Source organism: Kutzneria sp. 744, assembly GCF_000568255.1.
In the GTDB taxonomy this organism is placed as follows: Bacteria; Actinomycetota; Actinomycetes; order Mycobacteriales; family Pseudonocardiaceae; genus Kutzneria.
This window is the reverse complement of the sequence record NZ_KK037166.1, coordinates 4,586,962-4,610,535: the sequence shown is the minus strand read 5'-3', so window position 1 is coordinate 4,610,535 and position 23,574 is coordinate 4,586,962. Positions and strand designations below refer to the sequence as shown.

Annotated in this window: 5 protein-coding genes; all 5 read left to right on the top strand. The window is 69.0% G+C overall.

Annotated elements, in window-relative coordinates; genetic code table 11:
* The first annotated feature begins 4 nt into the window (after positions 1-4).
* From KUTG_RS63755 to KUTG_RS20525, 5 genes are read left to right on the top strand one after another with little or no spacing between them, the layout of a single operon-like run.
* A complete protein-coding gene (locus tag KUTG_RS63755) occupies positions 5-7,936 on the top strand; it encodes a non-ribosomal peptide synthetase (RefSeq protein ID WP_084579582.1) in 7,932 nt (2,643 codons plus the stop codon).
* A 16-nt stretch (positions 7,937-7,952) separates the two neighbouring features.
* The gene (locus KUTG_RS20540; protein WP_157494673.1) at positions 7,953-10,769 is read left to right on the top strand and encodes a non-ribosomal peptide synthetase; all 2,817 of its coding nucleotides are present in this window, start codon (positions 7,953-7,955) and stop codon (positions 10,767-10,769) included.
* Positions 10,766-20,638 (top strand): amino acid adenylation domain-containing protein, encoded by a 9,873-nt coding sequence (locus KUTG_RS20535; RefSeq protein WP_157494672.1) that lies wholly within the window; start codon positions 10,766-10,768, stop codon positions 20,636-20,638. Before KUTG_RS20540 ends, KUTG_RS20535 begins: the two co-directional genes overlap by 4 nt.
* A complete protein-coding gene (locus KUTG_RS20530) occupies positions 20,635-21,312 on the top strand; it encodes a thioesterase II family protein (protein WP_043718852.1) in 678 nt (225 codons plus the stop codon). The genes KUTG_RS20535 and KUTG_RS20530 overlap by 4 nt, the downstream gene beginning before the upstream one ends.
* Entirely contained in the window at positions 21,306-23,507 is a 2,202-nt protein-coding gene (locus tag KUTG_RS20525) for a non-ribosomal peptide synthetase (protein WP_043718850.1), read from the top strand. Before KUTG_RS20530 ends, KUTG_RS20525 begins: the two co-directional genes overlap by 7 nt.
* Positions 23,508-23,574 lie beyond the last annotated feature (67 nt).

Below are 23,574 nucleotides of genomic sequence, written 5' to 3'. Positions count from 1 at the left end.
TCGGATGTTTTTTTTCGACGCGGCCCTTTTCGACCCGGCGACGATCGACCGGTTGCTCGGCTCGCTGGTGAGGACTCTGGAATCGGTGGTAGACGACCCAGAGGCACCCGTCCGGCGGCTGGCCCGGCTGGACGGACAGACCCGCGCACGGATCCTCGACGAGTGGAACGACACGGCCATCGACGTCGGGCCGTCCACGATGATCGAGGTTTTCGACGCACAGGTCGCCCGCACCCCCGATGCTGTCGCCGTGGTCGCTGGCGCGAGCACGCACACCTTCGCCGACCTGGATCGAGCCTCCCGGCGGCTGGCCGATGCTCTCGGATGGGCCGGTGCCCGGCCAGGAACGCTGGTGGGACTGGTCCTGCCGCGCACGGCCGACTTCGTCGTCGCGATGCTCGCGGTCTTCCGGACTGGCGCCGGCTACGTCGCGGTCGACCCGGCGCAGCCGTCGTCGCGGACGGCACACGTGCTCGCCGATGCTGGGGTGACGCTCGCCGTCGCGACCGCGGAGACAGCTACCAAGTTGTCCGGTGTGGACATTCCAGTGCTCGGGCCGGACGCGGTCGCACCCGAGGTGACCGCGGCTTCTGGCCGGGGGCAGGTCGCCTACGTCACCTACACCTCTGGGTCGACTGGGCTGCCCAAGGGGGTCGTGGTCACCCAAGCCTCGCTGGTGAACCTGTTTGCCGGCTACCGGGACGTCGTGCGGCTTGCAGCAACCGGACATGCTCGCGTGGCGCATGTGGCGTCGTGGTCGTTCGACGGCGCCTGGGACGGGTTCATGTGGCTGTTCCACGGCCACGAGCTGCACATCGTCGACGAGGAGACTCGGGTCGACCCGGACGCGTTCACGGCGTTCGTCGCCGACCGTGCTCTCGACGTCATCGACGTCACCCCGTCGCACGTCGACCAGCTGGTGCACGCCGGCCTGCTCGACGGCGAGCGCAGGCCTGCGGTTGTCCTCCTGGGGGGTGAGGCCACATCTGTGTCGCTGTGGGCGCGGTTGGCCGGGTACTCCGACGTCACGTTCGTGAACATGTACGGCCCTACGGAGTCCACTGTGGACGCGTGCGCTCAGGTGCTCGTCGGGCCGGGGAAGCCGCTGATCGGCCGGCCGATGCCGGGAGTCCGGTGTTACGTGTTCGATGACGACCTCGAACCCGTGGACGTCGGTGTGGCCGGTGAACTGTACATCGCGGGTTCCGGCGTCGCCCTCGGATATCACCGGCAGCCGGGCCGTACCGCGGATCGGTTCGTTGCCGACCCCTACGGCCCGCCCGGCACGCGAATGTACCGCACTGGTGACCTCGCCAAATGGACCGAAGGTGGTGCCCTCGACTACGTCGGCCGGGTCGACGACCAGGTGCAGCTGCTCGGCGTCCGGGTTGAGCCGGGCGAGGTCGAGGCTGTGCTGGCCGGTCACCCGGATGTGGCTCGTGCCGCCGTCGCCGTACGGGAGTCCGCCGCCGGGACCCCGGTCTTGGTCGGCTTCGTGGTCGCCGTGGCAGCCGGCCTGAACGTCAACGCGGTGCGGGACCACGTGGCCGACCGGCTGCCCGCGAACCTGGTGCCCGCCGCCATCATCGTCCTCGACGAACTGCCGAGGTCGCAGGTCAGTGGCAAGCTGGACCGAGCCGCCCTGCCTGCCCTGGTGACCGAGGCTCCCGTCGGCGGTCCGCGCGACGTGCGGGTGGAGATCATCTGTGGCCTGTACGCCGAGGTGCTGGGTATCCCGTCGGTCGCGCCCGACGACGGGTTCTTCGCGCTGGGCGGGCACTCCCTGCTGGTGAGCCGGCTGCTGAGCCGGGTCCGGGCAGTATTCGGTACGGACCTGCCGGTGCGATCGGTGTTCGACGCGCCAACCCCCGCAAGGCTCGCGCGGCTTATCGACAACGGTCACCACCGTGTCCCGCCCCTGCGCCGTGTTGCTGCGCCTGAACGTCTCGCGCTGTCGTTCGCTCAGCGGCGCCTGTGGTTCCTCAACCACCTGGAAGGACCCAACGCGACCTACAACATGCCGTTGGTGCTGCACCTCGCCGGCCCACTCGACCGAGCGGCGTTGGCCGCCGCCCTGCGGGACGTCGTCGATCGGCACGAGCCGTTGCGCACGATCTACCCGCTCCGTGACGGTTCACCCGAGCAGGTCGTCCTCGGTCTGGCAGCGGCCTGGTCGGCGCTGGATGTCGTGGAGATCGACGAGAAAGACCTCCCCCAAGCCGTCGAGGAGGTCGTGCGGCAGCCATTCGACGTCATGACAACCCTGCCGTGGCAAGCACGCCTGTTCGCGGTTAGTTCGCGACGGCACACGCTCGTGATGGTCCTGCACCACATCGCAGCGGACGGCTGGTCGCTCGGTCCACTGGCGCGGGACATCGAACGTGCCTACACCGCCCGTGTGGCCGGCGAACGTCCGCAGTGGAGCGAACTGCCGGTCCAGTACGCCGACTACACCCTGTGGCAACAGGAGATCGCTGGTGACCAGGACGACGCGGACAGCGCATGGAACCGCGAGATCGCGTTCTGGCTCGACGCCCTGGCCGGACTGCCCGAGCAGCTCACACTGCCTACTGATCGCCCCCGGCCTGCCATGGCGAGCAACCGGGGCGCTTTCGTGGAGTTCGACGTGCCGGCCGAACGGCATAGAGCGGTGGCCGAGCTGGCACGGCGGTGTGACGTCACTCTGTTCATGGTGTTGCAGGCCGCGCTCGCGGCCACCCTGACGCGGCTGGGCGCCGGCACCGACATCCCGTTGGGCAGTCCGATCGCCGGCCGGGTGGACGAGGCTCTGGACGACCTCGTCGGGATGTTCGTGAACACGGCCGTGCTGAGGGTCGACACCGCCGGGGACCCCACGTTCGCCCAGCTGCTGGCCCGGGTCCGGGAGACCAGCCTGGCCGCCTATGACCACCAGAACGTGCCGTTCGAGCACCTGGTCGAGCTGCTCAACCCGGAGCGGTCGCTATCCCGGCACCCGCTGTTCCAGGTGATGCTCGCATTGCAGAACACCGCCGAGGAGCCGTTCGCCCTGCCCGGGCTGGACATCAGCACCGAGCTCACCGGCGCCGGAGTCAGCCGGTTCGACCTCTTCGTCAGCGTCTCCGAACGCCCGGACACGGGCGGCCTGCATTGCGCGGTTGAATACAGCACCGACCTGTTCGAGGCCGACACCGTTCGGGCCATCCTGGCTCGCTGGGAACGTGTCCTTGCTGCGGTTACGGCCGATCCGGGCGTGACCGTCGCGCGGCTCCCAATTACAGACGACGCCGAGCGTGCGTCAATGCTAAAGACCGGCACCGGGTCGGACATTCCGTCGAAGCACGCCACGCTGCACGCCTGGTTCGAGGCGTCCGTGGCCGCCGGGAAGGACCGCATCGCCGTCGCCGACGGGGTCTCGCAGCTGACTTACGACGAGCTGAACGCGCGTGCGAACCGGGTCGCCCGCTGGCTCGTGGCTCGTGGCGCTGGCCCTGAGCGGTTCGTGGGCATCGCCATGCCTCGTACGTGCGACCTGTTGGTGGCCGTGCTCGGCGTGCTGAAGGCCGGTGCCGCGTACGTCCCGCTGGATCCGGCCTACCCAGCGGATCGACTGTCGTTCATGACCGCTGACGCCGACCCGCTGTGTGTGCTCACGGAACTGCCCGACCTCGGCGAGTTCACCGACGCCGACCTCGCGGACGCAGACCGGGTCGGGTCGCTGGTGGGCGCGAACGCCGCGTACATGATCTACACGTCCGGCTCGACCGGCATGCCCAAGGGCGTCGTGGTGACACATGAGAACGCGGCCACCCTGATGGCCTGGGTCACCGGGGAGCTTGGCGCCGATGTGATGGCCCGCGTGCTCGCTTCGACGTCACTGAGCTTCGACGTGTCGGTGTTCGAACTGTTCGGCACGCTCGCCGCGGGTGGCGTCGTTGACCTGGTCACCGACCTGCTGGCGCTGGTGGAACGGCCATGGTCCGGCTCATTGCTGTCTGGTGTCTCCGCCGCCGCGTTGCCGGTCCTTCGGCACGAGGCCGTCCAGGTGGATGTCGGGACCGTGGTGTTCGCGGGTGATGCGCTGACCCGCAGCGGCTGGGAGGAGACCCGGCGCCGCCTGCCGGGTGTGCGGGTGCACAACATCTACGGCCCGACTGAGTCCACTGTGTACGCCACAGCCTGGGCGGGCGACGACCCGTCCGGCGCACCACCCATCGGCGGCCCGATTGCCAACCGTCGCGGCTATGTGCTGGACCTCGACCTGTGTCCGGTCCCGCCAGGTGTGCCGGGTGAGCTGTACCTCGGCGGTGGTGGTGTCGCGCGCGGATACCACGACCGTCCCGAACTGACCTCACACCGGTTTGTGGCTGACCCGTACGGCCCGCCGGGAACCCGCATGTACCGGACCGGTGACCTGGTCCGATGGCAGGGTGGTGAACTGGAGTTCCTCGGCCGGGTGGACCACCAGGTCAAGGTACGGGGACACCGGATCGAGCTCGGCGAGATCGAGGCGGTGCTGCTGGACCACCCGGTGGTCACCGCCGCCGTGGTGGTGGCTCGACCGGATTCGGCGGGCGACACCGAGCTGGTCGCCTACGCCATGGCCCGGGCCGGCGAACGGAAAGCGACGCTGGATGGCGAGCAGGTCGACAACTGGCGTGACACCTATGACGCTCTCTACACGGGCAGCGGCGAGGAGTTCGGCGCCGACTTCACCGGCTGGGTGTCCACAGTGGATGGTCTACCGTTTGACCGGGCGGACATGCTTGCCTGGCGCTCGGCCACGGTGGACCGACTGCGCCAGTTGCGGCCACGGCGGGTCCTCGAGGTGGGCGTCGGCTCCGGTCTGCTGCTCGCGCCGCTCGCTGGACAGTGTGACGAGTACTGGGCGACCGACTTCTCAACTGTCGTGGTTGACCGGCTCGCCGGTCAGGTCGGCGAGGACCCTGACCTGGCCGGCCGGGTGACACTGCGGGCACAGGCCGCCCATGACGTCGACGGCCTGCCGGACCGGTGGTTTGACACGATTGTGCTCAACTCCGTGGTCCAGTACTTCCCCAGCGTGGCCTACCTCAGCGACGTGCTGGCAAAACTTGCCGGCAAGCTTGCCCCCGGAGGCCGGATTGTGCTCGGCGACATCCGCGGCCGGCGCTTGGCCAAGCTGCTGCACACGGAGATCGAGCTGCGCCGCCAGCGTCCCGGGACCGACCCGCACGCGGTCCGGCAGGCTGTGGACCGCCGTGTCGCGCAGGACCGGGAGCTGGTGCTGGACCCCGAGTTCTTCACGCTCTTCGCGGACCGGACACCCGGGTTCGGACTAGCGGACGTCCGGCTCAAGGGCGGCGGCTATGTCAACGAGCTCAGCCGTTATCGCTACGACGTCGTCCTGCACGACAACACTGCGACCACACCGCCCGCCCTCGCTGAACTGGTGTGGGGCACTGACGTTCGGACGCTCGATGAACTGGCCGCCGTTCTGAGTAAGCGTCGGCCGGAAGGCTTGCGCGTCGCGGGCGTGCCCGACCCGCGGCTGGTAGGCCCGACAGCCGCGAGCGACCTGATCGACGCGGGTGACCTGGCGATGGCCGTCCGGACACTGGACGACCGGACCGGTGTGGCCCAGGAGGCCGTCACCGAGGTGGTCACGGGCGCGGGCTACCACTGCGTGCTCACCCCGTCGCCCGCCGCTGGCCGGTACGACGTCCTGCTCGGCGGTCCCACCACTGTCGGTGTGTACGCCGGGGACCCGCGCGACGCCGAGCTGGCCACATGGGCCGCCGAACCGGCTGAGGCGCTGCAGGACCGGCAGTTGAGGTCGGCGCTGCGCAGGCACCTTGCCACCCGGCTGCCCGGGTACATGGTGCCTTCGGCGGTTGTGGTGCTGGACGCGTTGCCGATCGGGCCGACCGGCAAGCTCGACCGGGCCCGGCTGCCCGAGCCGGACCACGGCACGGACGTCGCGGACCGCGCGCCCCGGTCGCCGACCGAGCAGATCCTGGGCGAGCTGTTCTCGGAGGTGCTCGGCCTGCGCAGGGTAGGACTGACTGACAGCTTCTTCGACATAGGCGGGCACTCGCTGCTCGCGACCCGCTTGACCAGCAGGATCCGGTCCGTGCTCGGCGTGGAGGCGCCGATCCGGATGATCTTCCAACACCCGTCGGTGTCCGCACTGGCCAAGGCCTTGGCCACGGCCGGCGCGGCCGAACGGCCACCACTGACGGCCCGGTCGAGGCCGGAACGCCCGCCTCTGTCGTTCGCGCAGCGACGGCTGTGGTTCCTGCACCGGATGGAAGGGCCGAGCGCGACCTACAACCTGCCCACGTTTCTGCACCTGACGGGCTCGCTGGACGTCGGAGCACTGCGTGCGGCTCTCGGCGATCTGACCGACCGGCACGAATCGTTGCGAACGGTGTTCCCGGCAGAGGACGGCGAACCGTGGCAGCAGGTGCTCGAGCCTGCACAGGCGCGTCCAGCCTTGCCGGTGCGGCCGCTTGCCGAGGGCGAGATCGATGCTGTGATCGCCGCAGACGCCAGGCAAACCTTCGACCTGGAGTTCGAGGTTCCACTGTCCGCGGTGCTTTACCGGATCGGCCCCGAGCGGCACCTCCTTTCACTTGTGGTTCACCACATCGCAGGGGACGGCTGGTCGCTCATCCCGCTGGCCCGTGACCTGGCCGAGGCATACACCGCGCGGTCGGCCGGTGACTGTCCACAATGGTCTAGCCTGCCGGTGCAGTATGTGGACTACACGCTCTGGCAGCGCGAGATCCTCAGTGACGAGGGGGGCGAACGCAGTGCGCTGGCCCGCCAGTTCCGCTACTGGCACACACAGCTCGCCAACCTGCCCGCCGAGCTGGCGCTGCCGTTCGACCGGCCCCGTCCTGCTGTCGCGAGCTACCGAGGCGAGCTGTTTCAGCAAATGGTTCCGGCCGACGTTCATCTAGGCCTGCTGGCATTGGCACGTCGCCTGGACGCCACGCTGTTCATGGTGCTGCAGGCCGCGTTGTCAGCCTTGCTGACGCGTCTGGGTGCGGGCACCGACATCCCGCTCGGCAGCCTGATCGCCGGCCGCACCGACGAGGCCATGGACGAGTTGGTCGGGTTCTTTGTCAACACGCTCGTGCTGCGCACGGATACGTCCGGGGACCCCACCTTTGCCGAGCTTGTGGCCCGCGTCCGGGAGACTGACCTGGCCGCATATGCCCACCAGGACATCCCATTCGAGCGGTTGGTGGAGGCGGTCAACCCGGAGCGGTCGCTGTCTCGCCACCCACTGTTCCAGGTCATGCTTGTCCTGCAGAACATGACCGAGAGCCGGCTCGATGTGCCAGGCCTGGAGGTTCGCGAGCAGCCCGGCCAGCCCGGCGCAGCAAAGTTCGACCTGCTGCTGTCCATGGCCGAGACGCACGATGAGGACAGTAGGCCGGCCGGCTTGGAGATCCTTGTCGAATACAGCACGGACTTGTTCGACCGGGCGACCGCAGAGCGGATAGTCAGCTACTTCCGCCGGTTCCTCGGCGGCGTGGCCACCGACCCCGCCGGCCGTATCGGCCTCGTGGACATCCTCGATGAGTCCGAGTGTGCCCTTGCGGCCGCAGCCTCGGCTGGCACGGTGCGCCCGCTCGGTGTGGGGACCGTGGTGGAACTGCTGGACCGGCAGGCTGCGGCCACCCCGACGGCTGCCGCGGTGATCGGCGACGACCGGACCCTCGACTACGCGCGGCTGCACACCGAGACGGACTGGGTGGCCGGCTTCCTCGCCGGCCGCGGGATCGGCGCCGAGGACGTGGTGGCGATCGTGCTGCCCCGCTCGGTGGACCTCGTGGTGGCGATCGTGGGCGTGCTCAAGGCCAGCGCCGCCTACCTGCCGATCGACCCCGACCAGCCGGCCGAGCGGATCGGCCAGCTACTCGACGACGCGCAGCCGGGCGTTGGTGCTGGCCGCGGAGCCACTTGACCGGGTCACGGTGACGATGCGCGACGTCGCTTCCCTGCGCGTCCAGCGGCCCGCGTGCCCCGTACTGCCGGACTCACCTGCCTACCTGATCTACACGTCCGGGTCGACCGGGCGGCCAAAGGGCGTGCTCATCGGGCACCGGGCACTGGTCAACCGTCTGTTGTGGACACAGGACCGCCACGGTCTCGGTCCGGACGACCGGGTGCTGCAGAAGACGTCCGCCGGGTTTGACGTCTCGGTCTGGGAGTTCCTGTGGCCGCTGGTCACCGGTGCCGCTGTGGTCGTGGCCCGTCCGGGTGGCCAGCGTGACCCCGCCTACCTGGCCGCTCTGGTCCGGTCCGCCGGGGTGACCACTGTCCACTTCGTACCGTCGATGCTGCGTTCCTTCGTGGCGGAACCGACCGCGGAGGGCCTGGGCTCGGTGCTGCGTCGGGTGCTGTGCAGCGGCGAGGCACTTCCGCCGGAGCTGGCCGCCACCGCTGGCAAGGTCCTGGACGCGCCGCTGTACAACTTGTACGGCCCCACTGAAGCGGCGATCGACGTGACCGAGTGGCGGGTCGCTGACGAGCCGCTGGGCCACACGGTCCCGCTTGGGCGACCGGCGTGGAACACCGGTCTGCACGTTCTGGACGACGGACTGCGGCCCGTGGCACCCGGTGTCGTTGGCGAGCTGTACCTGTCCGGCGTCCAACTGGCCCGCGGGTATCGCGACCGGCCTGGACTAACCGCCGAACGATTTGTGGCGGCGTCGCAGGGCGCGTCGGGCACGCGGATGTACCGCACTGGCGACCTGGCCCGCTGGCGTCCGGACGGGGTGCTGGAATTCGTCGGGCGCGCGGATTCCCAGCTCAAGGTCCGCGGGTTCCGGATCGAACCGGGCGAGGTCGAACACCACCTGCGGGCGCTGCCCGGGGTGGCTTCGGCGGTGGTCATCGGCCAGCCCGATCAGGACGGTGGGGTCAGGCTGGTCGCGTATGTGGTGCCTGAGGCCGGCATGACCCTCGACCCGGCAGAGCTACGGCGGATACTGACCAAACGGGTGCCAGTCCACCTCGTGCCGTCCGTGGTCACGGTCCTGGACCGGATCCCGTTGTCCCGCAGCGGCAAGATCGACTATCAGGCCCTGCCCACGCCCGAGGTCCAGCCCACCGGACGCCGGCGGCCACGCGGCGACCTGGAACGCATCCTGTGCGGACTGTTCGCCGAAGTGCTCGATGTGCGTGAGGTTGCACCCGACGACGCGTTCTTCGACCTAGGCGGCCACTCGCTGCTTGTCATGCGGCTGGTCAGCCGGGTTCGCGAGGTGCTGCGGGTCGAGGTGTCGGTCCGCAGCGTGTTCGAGAACCCGACGGTTGCGGGACTGGCTGCGGTGCTGCCGGGCTGCGGCTCACGACGGCCACCGGTCGTACCGGGCCGCCGCCCGGACGTGGTGCCACTGTCGTATGCGCAGCGCCGAATTTGGTTCCTGCACCGGCTGGAGACCCAGGGCGCCAACTACCACATCAAGCTGGGCGTGCGGATGACCGGCGAACCGGATGTGGAGGCGTTGCGGCACGCGGTGAACGACCTGTTGGCCCGGCACGAGGTCCTGCGCACTCGCTACCCCGACCGGGACGGTGAGCCGTATCAGGATATCGAGTCGGCCGCGACGGCCCAGGTGCCGCTGTTCAGGCGGGAGGTGGGGCTTGACGAACTCGACGACGTCATGGCCGGCTTGGCCGCGGTCCCGTTCGACCTGGCTACCGAACTGCCGTTGCGCACCCATCTGCTGACCCTGAGTCCCGCGGACCACGTCTTTATCCTGGTGATTAACCACATCGCCGGGGATGGCTCGTCGCTGGCACCGCTGACCCGTGACTTCGGCGAGGCCTACAACGCCAGGTGTGCCGGAAATGCTCCACAGTGGACTCCGCTGCCGGTGCAGTACGCGGACTACGCGCTGTGGCAAAGGGACCTGCTGTCCGCTCCGGGGTCCGATGGCAAGGAAGTACGGACTGAGCAGATCAACTTCTGGCGGGATGCGCTGGCGGGCTCGCCCGTTGAGCTGGCACTGCCGTTCGACCGCCCGCGCCCGGCCCTGCCGAGCCACCGCGGTGGTACGCTGACCGTACGCACCGACGCCGACGAGCACGAGGCGGTGCGGCGACTGGCCACGGAGGCGAACACCACGCCGTTCATGGTCTTCCAGGCCGGCATGGCGGCCGTGCTGTCCCGGCTGGGCGCCGGCCCGGACATCCCGCTCGGCTCGCCGGTCGCCGGTCGAATGGACGAGGCACTGGACGATCTGGTCGGGTTCTTCGTCAACACCGTGGTGCTGCGCACCGACGTACGGGGAAACCCCACGTTCCGGGAGCTACTGGCCAGGGTGCGCGCCGCTGATCTCGCCGCGTACGCCCACCAGGACACGCCGTTCGAGCACGTGGTGGAGGCGCTCAACCCGCCGCGTACGCCGGCCCGACACCCGCTGTTCCAGGTGATGCTCAACCTGCTGAGCATGACCCCGGCAACGCTGGACCTGACCGGCCTGACCTGCCGCGTGCAGCCCTTCCGGTCCGAGACCGCCCGGTTCGACCTGCTGGTCAACATCACCGAGCTGATGACCGAGGAGGGCGCGCCGGTGGGACTGGAGTTGTCCGCAGAGTACAGCGCCGACCTATTCGACCCGGACACCGTAGCGCGAATCCTGCGCTACACCAGGCGATTGCTCGCCGGCGCGGCTGCGGACCCGGACTGCCCGGTCGACGCGTTAGACCTGCTCGACCCCGAGGAGGCCACGCGGATGGTGACCGGCTGGGCCGATTTCGACGACACCGAAGCCGAGGAGTGGTTGTGACCGGACAAGACGAGGCGGGCATGGTCACTATGGCCGCGCTGCTGGCGGCACAGGTCAGTGCGACACCGGCGGCGACCGCTGTGGTGGACGGCCCGGACCGTGTGACGTTCGCCGAGCTGGACACGCGGGCTGCACAGCTGTCGAGCTTGTTGCTCGCCCACGGCGCCCAGCCGGAACAGCTCGTCGCCGTCGCCTTGCCCCGGTCCGCGGGTGCGTTCGTCGCGATGTTCGCGGTGCTGAAGACCGGAGCCGTGTTCCTCCCGATCGACCGTGACCAGCCCCGGCGACGCATTGAGACCACGCTCGCCGAGATGCGGCCGTCGCTGCTGGTCACCACCAGTGAGGTCATCGCCGGTCTGGAGATCGGGGACACCGAGTTGGTCCTCGTTGACGAGCCCGGCCTACTGGCCGGGCACGGGGCCACTCCTCCCATCGAAACCGGTCCGGTCCACCCTGACCAGCTCGCGTACGTGATCTGCACGTCCGGCTCGACCGGAGTGCCCAAGGGGGTTGGGGTCAGCCACCGGGCACTGGCCGGGTTGTGGCACCACCACCGCCGCCGGCTGTTCCGGGCCGGAGCGAGCCGTCCCGACGGCGGCCCGCTGCGGCTGGGCTGGACGTCCGTGCTGACCTTCGACGCGTCTTTCTACGATGTCTTCGCACTCCTCGCCGGCCACGAACTGCACATCGTCCCGGACCGGGTCCGCCACGACGCGCAGGCGTACGTCGCCTACGTGCGCGAGGCGGGCATCGACATCGTGCACAGCACACCGTCGTTCGTCAGCCGGCTGATGGACTATGGCCTATTCGAGGGCGACCATCGGCCCCGCGTGGTCGTCGTGGGCGGCGAAGCCGTCCCGGACGCCCTGTGGCAACAGTTGCGGGACACGTCCGGAACGTTGGTGTTCAACCACTACGGCCCGACCGAGGCCACCGTGCACGCGACCATCGCCCGGGTTGCCGATCACGAGCACCCGGTCATCGGCCGGGCGGTGGACGGCATGCGCTGCTACGTCCTGGACACCGCGTTGCGTCCGGTTCCGCCGGGAGTGCGCGGCGAGCTCTACCTCGGCGGGTCCGGGCTTGCCCGTGGCTACGTCGGCCGGCCCGGGCAGACGGTGTCCCGGTTCGTGGCCGACCCGTTTGGCGCGCCGGGTGAGCGGATGTACCGCACCGGCGACGTCGCCCGATGGTCCGGACCCGGGATGCTGGAGTTCTTCGGCCGTACAGATCTACAGGTCAAGGTGCGCGGGTATCGAATCGAACTGGGCGAAGTCGAGGCGGCCGCCGTGGCCGTGGCCGGCGTCAGTGGCGCGGTGGCCGTGGTACGCGAGGACCGGCCGGGGGAGCAGCGGCTGGTCTGCTACTTCACCGGAACGGTCGGCGAGGCTGTGCTGCGGGACCGGATGACGGCGGCGCTGCCCGACTACATGGTGCCGTCGGTGTGTGTGCGGCTGGACTCGTTCCCCCTGCATCCCAACGGGAAGACCGACCGAGCGGCGCTGCCGCGGCCGGGGCGGCCGGTCGCGGCGCCGGTTCGGACCGGGATTACCGAGCCGCAGGCGCTGCTGTGCGGCATCTTCGCCGAGACCCTAGACCTGCCCAAGGTCGGGCCGGACGACGACTTCTTCGTGCTGGGCGGGCATTCGTTGACCGCCGTGCGGCTGGTGAGCCGGATCAGGTCCGTGTTCGACGTGGAGATCCCGGTCCAGCAGATTTTCCGTACTTCCACGGTGGCCGGCCTGGCGGCCGCGTTGGTGCACGGCGACCGGCCCCGGCCGCCGGTGCGGCCCGCGGGCCGCCCGGAACGCATTCCGTTGTCGCCGGCTCAGCGACGGTTGTGGTTCCTGCGCCGCCTCGAAGGCGCCGGCACCGCATACACGATGCCGTATGCCCTGCGCCTGAACGGTGAGTTGGACGTGGACGCGCTGCGAGCCGCCTTCGCCGACGTGGTCACCCGGCACGAGTCGCTGCGCACGGTGTTCCCGGACATCGACGGCGAGCCGTACCAGGCCGTGCTGGCCGGCCCGTTGTTGTTCAGCGTGTCGACGGTCGCCGAAGCGGACCTCGACGCCGCCGTCGCGGCTATGACCGCCTACGAGTTCGACCTCACCACCGACGCACCCCTGCGGGTGGAGCTACTGCGCGTGGTGCCGGGTGAGCACGTCTTGGTCGTCTTGCTGCACCACATCGCGGGTGACGGCTGGTCGATGCCGAGGTTGTGGCGGGACCTAGCGACGGCGTACACCGCCCGTCGCGACGGTCATGCTCCACAGTGGACCGCACTGCCCATACAGTACGCGGACTACACGTTCTGGCACCGTGAACTTCTCGGTGATGAGTCTGATGTGGACAGTCTGGCCGGTGAACAGTTAGCGTACTGGCGTGCCGCCCTGGCCGGCCTGCCCGACCGGCTGGACCTGCCCGCCGACCGACCACGGCCCGCGGTACCCAGCGGCCGCGGCGGAGCGACCGGCTTCGCCGTACACGGGAAGCTGTACCGGCAGCTCACCGAACTGGCCGTCGCGAACCGGGTCACGCTGTTCATGGTTCTTCAGGCGGCCGTGGCCGTGCTGCTGTCCCGACACGGCGCCGGCACCGACATCCCGATCGGCAGCCCGATCGCCGGTCGTACCGATGAGGCACTGGATGACCTCGTCGGGTTCTTCGTCAACACCCTGGTACTCCGCACGGACACTGCCTGCGACCCGTCGTTCACTGACCTGCTCGCCCGGGTCCGGGCGGTGGACCTGGCCGCGTACGGAAACCAGGACATCCCGTTCGACAGCGTGGTGGAGGCGGTCAACCCGGATCGATCTCGGGGGCTCCAGCCACTGTTTCAGGTCTTCCTGACCGTCCAGGCCCGGTCAAACGCGGACGTGGCCCTGCCTGGCCTCACCGTGACCGAGCACCCGGAGCCCTGGCGGGTGTCCCGATTCGACCTGAGTTTCGTGTTCACCACCGATGGCGACGACTTGGCATGCACGGTCGAGTACAACGCCGACCTATTCGACCTGGACACGGCCGACGCTCTGTTGACGCGGCTACAGCACCTACTCGAGTCTGCCGTCGCCGATCCCGCCCGCCCGATCAGCCGGCTCGACGTGCTCGGTGACGACGTCACCCGACGCGTTCTGGACGGCTGGAACACCACATCGGAGCCCTTGCGGGACGCGGACCGCAGCGTGCAGGAGCGGTTCGCCGAGCAGGTCCAGCGAACCCCGGACGCGGTCGCGCTGCGCGCGTCCGGAGTCGACGTCACGTACGCCGAGTTGGACCGGCGGGCGAACCGGCTCGCTCACCAGCTGATCGCGCTCGGCGTCGGCCCGGAAGACGCGGTGGCCGTGCTCAAGGACCGGTCGGTGGGCCTGGTGGTGGCCATCCTGGGAATCCTCAAGGCCGGTGGGACGTACGTGCCCCTGCACACCGCGTACTCGCCGGTCTGGTTCACCCAGGTCCTCCGCCGCACCGGCAGCTCGGTGCTGCTCACCGACGCCGAGATTTGCCCGCCCGACTTGGACTTCGACGGCGTGGTCCTGCACACGGGCGACAACGGCACTGGCGAGGAGACCCTCTCGGCTGAGGACCTGGGTGTCACCACGCATCCGGATCAGTTGGCGTACGTTATGTACACGTCGGGGTCGACCGGCGAGCCCAAGGGCGTCGCGATCACCCACCGCAACGTGCTGGAACTGGCTTACGACCGGTGCTGGCACGGCAATGGGGCTGCCGGGTGCAGCGCCGAACGGGTCCTGCTGCACGCACCGAGCGCGTTCGACCCGTCCACCTTCGAACTGTGGGCGCCTCTGCTCAATGGTCACCAGATCGTCATCGCACCGCCCGGCGACGCCGATCCGCTCGCGTTCGCTGAGGTGATGACGACCGAGCGGGTCACCGGGGTGCTATTCACCGCGGGCTTGTTCAGGGTAATGGCAGAGGAAGCGCCGGAGGCGTTCGCCGGAGTGCGGGAGGTATGGACCGGCGGGGATGTGGTGTCACCGGCGGCCGTGCAGCGGGTTCGTGCCGTGGCTCCGTATACGACCGTCACCGCGATCTACGGTCCGACCGAGATCACCCTGTGCTGCACGGGAATCCCGCTAGATGACTCGGTCATGGGCCGGACCGTGCCAATTGGCCGTCCATTGGACTGCGTGCGCGCATACGTCCTCGACCGGGACCTGCGGCCGGTTCCTCCGGGGGTCACCGCCGAGCTGTACATCCAGGGCGCCGGAGTCGGCCGGGGCTATCTCGGCCGACCCGACCTGACCGCGGAGCGGTTCGTGGCCGACCCGTACACCGGCGGGCGCATGTACCGGACGGGTGATCTGGCCCGATGGCGGGCCGACGGCGTGCTGGAGTTCGTCGGCAGGCCGGACGGTCAGGTGAAGATCCGCGGTTTCCGTGTGGAGGTCGGTGAGGTGGAGGCCGCGCTCGTACGGCACCCGGCGTTGGCCCAGGCGACAGTGCAGGTGCGTACCGACGCCCAGGGCGACCGGTCGTTGGCGGCCTATGTGGTGCCAGCGCTGGGCTTCGGCCGCGACGAGGCTCGCGAGGCTCAGCAGACCGCAGAATGGTTGGCGGTTTACGACCGGCACTACCACCATCCGCGGGACATCCCGCTCGGTGCGGACTTCAGCGGCTGGAACAGCACCTATAACGGCGAGCCGATCCCACTCGAGCACATGGTGGAGTGGCGCGACGACACCGTTCGCCGGATCCGCGACCTCAACCCCCGGCGGGTGCTGGAGATCGGCGTCGGCTCGGGTCTGTTGCTCGCGCAGCTGGCGTTCGAGTGCGAAACATACTGGGGCACCGACTTCTCCGCACAGTCCATCGCGACCCTCCAGGCGCAGGTCGACCGGTTCCCCGAACTGGTCGGCCGAGTGGAGCTGCGGGTGCGGTCCGCAGAGGACTTCACCGGCCTGCCCATTGGCGTCTTCGACACGATCGTGATCAACTCCGTGGTCCAGTACTTCCCCGGCGCCGCCTACCTGGACGAGGTTCTGCGCGGGTGCATGGCCTTGCTGCGCCCGGGCGGAGCGATCTTTGTGGGGGACGTGCGCAACCTGGCGCTGCGGCGGGTGTTCGCCGCCGGCGTGGCACTCGCGGCCGAACCGGACGCCGATCCCAAGGCGGTGCGGCAGCACGTCGATCGGATCGTCCGTTTGGAGAAGGAACTCCTTGTCGACCCGGCATTCTTCGCCACGTACGCGCCGGACTGTGGCGTCGAGGTCAACGTGAAGCGTGGTCGGCATCACAACGAGCTGACGAGATACCGCTACGACGTAACGCTTCGCTCGAGCGGTGCCGGGCAGCCCGTCTCGCCTCGGACAGTCCACTGGGGACGGGACATGGCTGCGCTCGATGATCTGCGCGCAGCACTCGATGGCGCCTTGTATGTCACCGGCATCCCGGACGCGCGGCTCGCGACCGAACTTGGCGTAGCAGATGCCACCGACTCGATCGAGCCTGCGGCGTTGTACGAACTGGCCGACGCGGCGGGCTACCGCCTCCAGCTCGCGTGGCCTGCCGCCGGTAGGCCCGGCGTGCTCGACGCGTTGTTCGTCCCATTTGGCCAACCAGTTCACTCTGTCCGTAATAATGGGAAGCCGGCCGGCGTGTACACCAACGAGCCGGCGGCCCAACCGTGGTCGGCGGACCTCGTCGACGAGCTGCGCGCCTACCTGGATGGGCAGTTGCCGGAGTACATGGCGCCAAGGGACTTCGTCGTGCTCGACGAGCTTCCACTCACCCCCAATGCGAAGATCGACCGGGGCGCGCTGCCTGCGCCCGAACCAGCCGTCCACGCGAGTGACCGGAGGCCATCGACCGAGCACGAGCACGTGCTGGCCGGCCTGTTCGCCAAGACACTCGGGCTGCCCGATGTGGGCATGGACGACAACTTTTTCGCCCTCGGCGGCCACTCGCTGCTTGCCACCCGGCTGATCAGCCGAGTCCGCGCGCTGCTCGGGATCCACTTGGACATCGGCGCGGTGTTCGACCAGCCGACCGTGGCCGGCCTGGCCGCCCTGGTCCGTCAGGGCGGTATCAGCCGGCCGGCACTGCGCAGGGCGACCGTGCCGGTGCCGATGTCGTTCGGCCAGCGCCGGATGTGGTTCGCCGAACACTTCGGCGCGGACAGCGATCCCCACCTGATCCCGCTGGCCATGCGGATCGGGGGCGCACTCGACCGGGACGCGCTGGAACTGGCCTGGGCGGACGTTGTCGGCCGGCACGCGCCGCTGCGCACCGTGTTTCCCGACGACGGCCAGGGCGAACCGTACCCACGGACTCATGCCGCGCCCGAGCGCGTGCAGCTCCCAGTCGTGGAAGTTGCGGAGCCTGACCTCGATGGCGTCCTCACCCGACTGGCCCGCCAGCGGCTGGACATCCTCCGGCGACCGCCGTATGCAGCGCACCTGCTCAGGATTGGTCCCGAGGACCACGTGTTCTTGCTCGTCCTGCACCACGTGGCGGTGGACGGTTGGTCGATGCGTCCGCTCGCGGATGACCTGGCCTTGGCCTATGAGGCCCGTGCCGCCGGCCGGGCACCACAATGGGCTGCGTTGGCAGTCGAGTACGGCGACTACGCGGCGTGGCAGCATGAACTGCTCGAGGCCGAAGAGGAATCGGAGGGTATCGCGGCGCGCCAATTGTCGTTCTGGCGCAACAAACTCGACGGTCTGCCCGACCGGGTCCGGCTGGCTGTCGAACGGCCAGACGGCGTCCCCGGCCGCAGTGCGGGGGTCGAGCTGTTCACCCTCGAGCTAGAGCTGCACGCGGCCCTGCAGGCACTAGCCCGTCGCCAGCAGGTGAGCCTATTCATGTTGCTGCAAACCGGTTTCGCTCTGCTGTTGGCCGCCGCGGGCGCCGGCGACGACATTCCGATCGGCACCTCCGTCGCCGGCCGCACCGACCAGGGCCTCGACGACCTGGTGGGCTACTTCGTCAACATGGTGGTGCTGCGCACGAGGCTGGCCGACGACCTGACCGTGGCCGACATGCTTGACCGAGTCCGACGTACCGACCTGGCCGCACTTGCTCACCAGGACCTGCCGTTCGAGCGGCTGGTCGAGGTGCTCAATCCCGGCCGCATTGCTGGGTTTCACCCGCTGTTCCAGTTCATGCTGGCCTTGCTGAACACAGAGGAAGGCGACATCCGCCTCGGCGATCTGGATGTGCGCCCGCAGCCGCTGCGCGAGCCCGCCGGCGGCAAGTTCACCCTCTCGCTGACCCTCGCTGAGGGCCCGGCCGGTATCGACGGTCGACTCAGCTACGACGCGGGCCTGTTCGAGCGCGGCGTGATCCGTCGGCTCACCGACGACTACCGGAGGATCTTGAAGACCATGGCCGACCATCCCGAGCAGCCGATCGGTGAGCTGATCACCCGACCGTCTGCGGACATGCGCACCGACACGGTCACAGGTCTGTTCACCTACCACGCCCACCGCACCCCCGACGCGATTGCGCTGGTCGCCGGGCAACGGCTGCTGACCTACCGGCAGCTGGACCAACTCGCCGACCGCTTCGCTCATCACCTGCGCGAGCAAGGCGTGGGCGTGGGGACTCCGGTAGCTATCCACCTCGACCGGTCCATTGAACTGGTCGTGGCCGAGTTGGCGGTGCTCAAGGCCGGCGCCATCTGCGTGCCGTTGGACATCCGGTACCCCAAGGCCCGGATCGAGCAGATCATGCGGCTGGCCGGGGCGACCACGGTGATCACCACCGCCATGGACGAACTGCCCGTGCAGGACTGCACCGTTGTCAAGGTGGACACTGGGTTCCTGGATTCCTTGGCCGGCGGGCTCGCATCACCTGCGCCGGTCGAACCTGGCCACGTGGCGTTCGTGATGTTCACCTCCGGTTCCACCGGTGAACCGAAGGGCGTTGCCGTCACGCACGACAACGTGGTCGCGTTTGTCGGCGACAAGCGATTCGCCGACGGCGCCCACCAGCGTGTCCTCATGCACTCCTCGCACGCCTTCGACGCCGCCACCTACGAGCTGTGGGTGCCCTTGCTGAACGGCTGTCTGGTGTGCCTCGCGCCGCCCGGGCCGCTGCACCCTGCTGTGCTGGCGTCGACGGTCGCTGAGCACGGGATCACCGCGGCCTGGCTGACGGCCGGCCTGTTCCGGCTGTACGCAGAGGAAGTGCCGACATGCTTCGCGGGCCTACGGCAGCTATGGGTCGGTGGGGACGTCGTGTCGCCGGCAGCAGTCGCGAGGGTGCGCACCGCCTGCCCTGACGTGGAGGTCGTGAACGCGTACGGACCTACCGAGACGACCACGTTCGCCACGAGCGGGCTCGTGCCGCCGGTGACCGCCGATACCGCCACAGTCCCGATCGGCACGCCGATGGACGGCATGCGGTGCCACGTGCTCGGCCCGGACCTGAGTCCGGTACCGACCGGGACCGTCGGGGAGCTGTACCTGGCCGGCGCGGGCGTGGCCCTGGGCTACGTCAGCGACATGGTGGTCACCGCGCAGCGGTTCGTCGCCGACCCGTTCGACGAACCCGGCGCTCGCATGTACCGGACCGGTGACCTCGCAAGCGTCCGACCGGACGGCGCGCTGGACTTCCACGGCCGGGTGGATGACCAAGTCAAGATCCGCGGGTTCCGGGTGGAGCCGGGCGACGTCGAGGCGGCGCTGACCGCACATCCGGCTGTCGCCCACGCGGCCGTGGCCGTGGGCCTGGACCGTCTGGGGGACAAGCGGCTCATTGGCTACGTGGTCCCCACTGCCGGCAGCGTCATTGACGAGGAGGAGTTGCGCACGCACGTCGGCGAGTTGCGTCCGGACTATCTGGTGCCGGAGCTGTACGTGGAACTGGCCGCGCTACCCATGACCGAGCTGGGCAAGGTCGACCGGCACGCGCTGCCCGAGCCGGGTTTGACGTCGATGGTCGTAACCCGCTCGGCGCGGACCGTCGGTGAGAACGCGCTCGGCAAGCTGTTCGCCGAGGTGCTTGGGCTGCCGTCGGTTGGCGCGGACCAGGACTTCTTCGCATCCGGTGGGCACTCGTTGCTGGCGCTGAAACTGCTGCTGCGGATCCGGTCGTACTTTGGCGTGGACCTGAACATGCGTGACCTGTTCGAGGCGCCCACGCCGGCATGCCTGGCCGATAGGGTCGGGCTGGACAATCGAGAGAGCCCATTCGCGGCGTTGCTGCCGGTGCGTGTCGGCCTGGATGCCCCGCCGTTGTTCTGCGTGCACCCGGCCAGCGGCATCGGCTGGAGCTACGCGGGTCTGATCCCATTCATGCCGCCCGCGCACCCCATCTACGCGTTGCAGGCCAGGGGAATCGACACACCCGCCGCCAAGCCCACATCCATCACCGACATGGCCGCGGACTACGTCGCGCAGATCCGCTCGGTGCGCCCGAGCGGGCCGTATCACCTGCTCGGCTGGTCGTTCGGCGGGCTGGTCGCGCACGAGATCGCCGTGCAGCTTCAGGCCGACGGCGAGGAGGTGGCTCTGCTGGCATTGCTCGACTCGTACCCGTTGGTCGACAAGCCGGCGGAGTCGCGGGTTCCGGTGTCGTTCCTAGCGCGTGAGGTGATGAGGGAGAGCTTTCTCACCGACATGGTCGGCGAACTGCGGGTGTCCGATTTGATCCACGTCGTGTCCAACAACGTCGAGATGGCCAGGCGCTTCACCCCGGGGCGCTTCGACGGCGACATGCTTTTCCTCAACGCCACCGAAAGAAGGCCGGAAGGCCTGCCGGAGCATGATATCTGGACGGACTATGTCACCGGCACGATCATCAAGCACGACGTCACCTGCGGCCACTACGAGATGATGAAGCGCTCGGCCATGGCCGAGGTCGCCCATGTGTTGTGCGACGCGCTGGTCGGTGAGACTCGATGACACGGCTGGTGTGTCTGCCGTTCGCGGGCGCCGGGCCGTCGTTCTACCGAGCGTGGGCCGGGATGGTCGACGGCTTGGAGGTCGAACCGGTTCCGTTGCCCGGCAGGGAGCGGCTGATCGACGTGGTGCCGTACGGGGACCTGCATGTGGCCGCGGACAGCGTCTCGGCCGACATGACCGGTCCGATCGTCCTTTTCGGACATAGTGTGGGTGGGGTGCTGGCCTACGAGATTGCCCGCCGGCTCGGGCCTGAGGTGCTCCACTTGGTGGTCAGCGGCACGCCGCCGCCGGGTGGTCGCCGGGCGCCACGAGTCTCCGGGCTGCCGGACGACGAGTTTCTCGCTGAGGTGGAGCGGTTGACGGGATATCGCCACCCGGCGTTCGACCACCCGGAGATGAGGGACTTGCTCCTGCCCGCGCTGCGCGCCGACTTCCAGATGGACGAGGACTACGTCCCGAGCCCGGGCGGTCACGTCGATGTTCCGATCACGGTTGTGCGGGGGGCAGATGACGAGTTGGCCGGCGCAGCCGACGTGGACGCGTGGCGGACGTTCACCACCTGCGGGTGCGATGTCGCCGAGATGCCCGGTGGGCACATGTACCTCGCGCAGGATCCTGGTCCACTGCTGCGGCTGATCGTCGAGACTGTCCACGAAGGACGGATGACGTGCTAGGCCCACCGGAATGGGGGCTGCCCGAGCCCGGCGCGACCGGTGCGGCGACCGTCATGTTGCGACTGGACTGCTCGACCGGTGACCGGGCCAGTTGGTTGGGCGCCCTCGCCGTCACGCTCGGGCGGTACTTGGGCCGGGAATCCGTCGTGGTCGGCACCGACCACGGCTCGGTGAGTGTCGATCTCGCAGCCGTGCTGGGTGAGCTGCGGCCGGTCCCGACGGACCAGCCGGTCATCGCCGGTCTGCTCTTCGGCGACAAGGGATCCCCGTTTCCGTTGACCGTCTCCGTCCACAGTGATCACCTGCGGCTCGACTACCGACGCAGCCACTTCGCGCGCGAAATCGTTGAGCAGTTCGCGCGTCACCTCGCGCACGTGCACCAGCAGGTCCAGTCGGTCCCTGTCGCGGAGATCGACCTGCTGGACGACGTCGAGCGGCGCCGGATCGTCGCATTGGGCCGGTCGCGGGAACCGCTGGCTACCTCCCGTGTGTGCCTCCACGAGGCATTCGCGCGCGTTGCGGCGCGGACACCGGACGCGGTTGCCGTGTCTGACGGGGCCGCCACGCTGACGTACCGCGAGCTGGACACGTGGTCGACCCGGCTGTCGGACGGACTGTGGGCTGCCGGAGTGCGTGTTGGTGACCGAGTGGGGTTGTGTCTCGACAGGTCAGCGGACTTCGTCGTGGCCGTGATGGCGGTGCTGAAGGCGGGCGCCACCTACGTGCCTGTCGATCCGATGCATCCGGCCGGACGGTTAGCCCGCATCCTCGAAGGGGCCGGCGTACGGCTCGTCATCACCGACCGGACCGACATCGCCATGCTCGCGCGGACCGTCGACGAACTCGTCGCGTCGCGACCGCGGACGACTCGTCCCCGAATCGACCCGGCCGAACCGGCCTATGTCATCCACACCTCCGGCTCGACTGGACGTCCCAAGGGCGTTGTTGTCCCGCACAGCAACGTGATCGCGTTGGTCGACGCCACTCGGGACCTGTTCGGCCTTGGCCCGCACGATGTGTGGAGCTTCTTCCACTCCGGCGCGTTCGACGTGTCGGTGTACGAGATGTGGGGCTGTCTGCTCACCGGCGGGCGACTCGCCGTGGTGCCGTACGACGTGTCTCGTGATCCCGAGCGTTTCCGTGACCTGCTCGTGGCCGAGCAGGTCACGGTCCTCAGCCAGACTCCATCGGCCTTCACCCAACTGCTGGGGGTCGACCACGGGCTGGTCGACCCCCGGCTGGCGATCTTCGCCGGGGAACCGCTGGACACCCGCGCGCTGCTGCCATGGTTCGACCGGCACCCGCAGTGCCGGATGGTGAACATGTATGGCATCACGGAGACCACCGTGCACGCCTCCCACCTGACGGTCACCCGTGAACTGGCCGAGACTGCGACCCGCTGCGTCGGTACTGCCCTGCCCGGCTGGCACTTCTACGTGCTCGATCAAGCGGGCCGGCTGGTGCCGCCCGGCGTCGTCGGTGAGATCCACGTGGGTGGCGCAGGCGTCGCTGCCGGCTACCTCGGCCAGGAAGAGCTGACCTCGCAACGGTTCCGGCCTGACCCGTACACCGGTGGGTTGCAGTACCGCAGTGGCGACCTCGGGCGGCTGCGTCCCGACGGGACCTTGGACCATCTGGGCCGCGCGGACCACCAGGTCAAGATCCGTGGATTCCGCGTCGAACTCGGCGAGATCCGTGCGGCCCTGCTCGAGGATACTCGCGTGCGTGCCGCCGCCGCGGTCGTGCGTCGGAGCGATCCGGCCGATCCGGCGACGGCCCGGATCGACGCGTACGTCGTGCTGGCCGACGAGGCCGCGGCGGGCATCCGGGACCGGGTCGCCCGGCTGCTTCCGGACTACATGGTTCCCGCCACGGTTACCCCGGTGGCCGAGCTCCCCCTGACACCGAACGGGAAACTGGACATCGTCCGGCTACCGCAGCCCCGCTTCCGGCCAGCCAGGATCTCAGGTGGAGAGGACGACCTCGTGGGCCGGCTGCGGCGGATCTGGAGCGACGTGCTCGGCGTGGCCGTCGGGCCGGACGACGACTTCTTCGAGCTCGGCGGGAACTCGATGTACGCGGTCCGGATCAGCACCGCCATGAGGGCGGCCGGAATGCCGGCGGTCGTTATGGCGAACCTCTATCGAGCTTCCACGGTCCGCGCGGTCGCCGCCGGCCTGGAGAGGACGGAGTGACCACGCCGTGCGAATCGCCACAGAAGTCGATCTGTCCACAGTGGACTTATTTTCCGCCCGGTTCCAT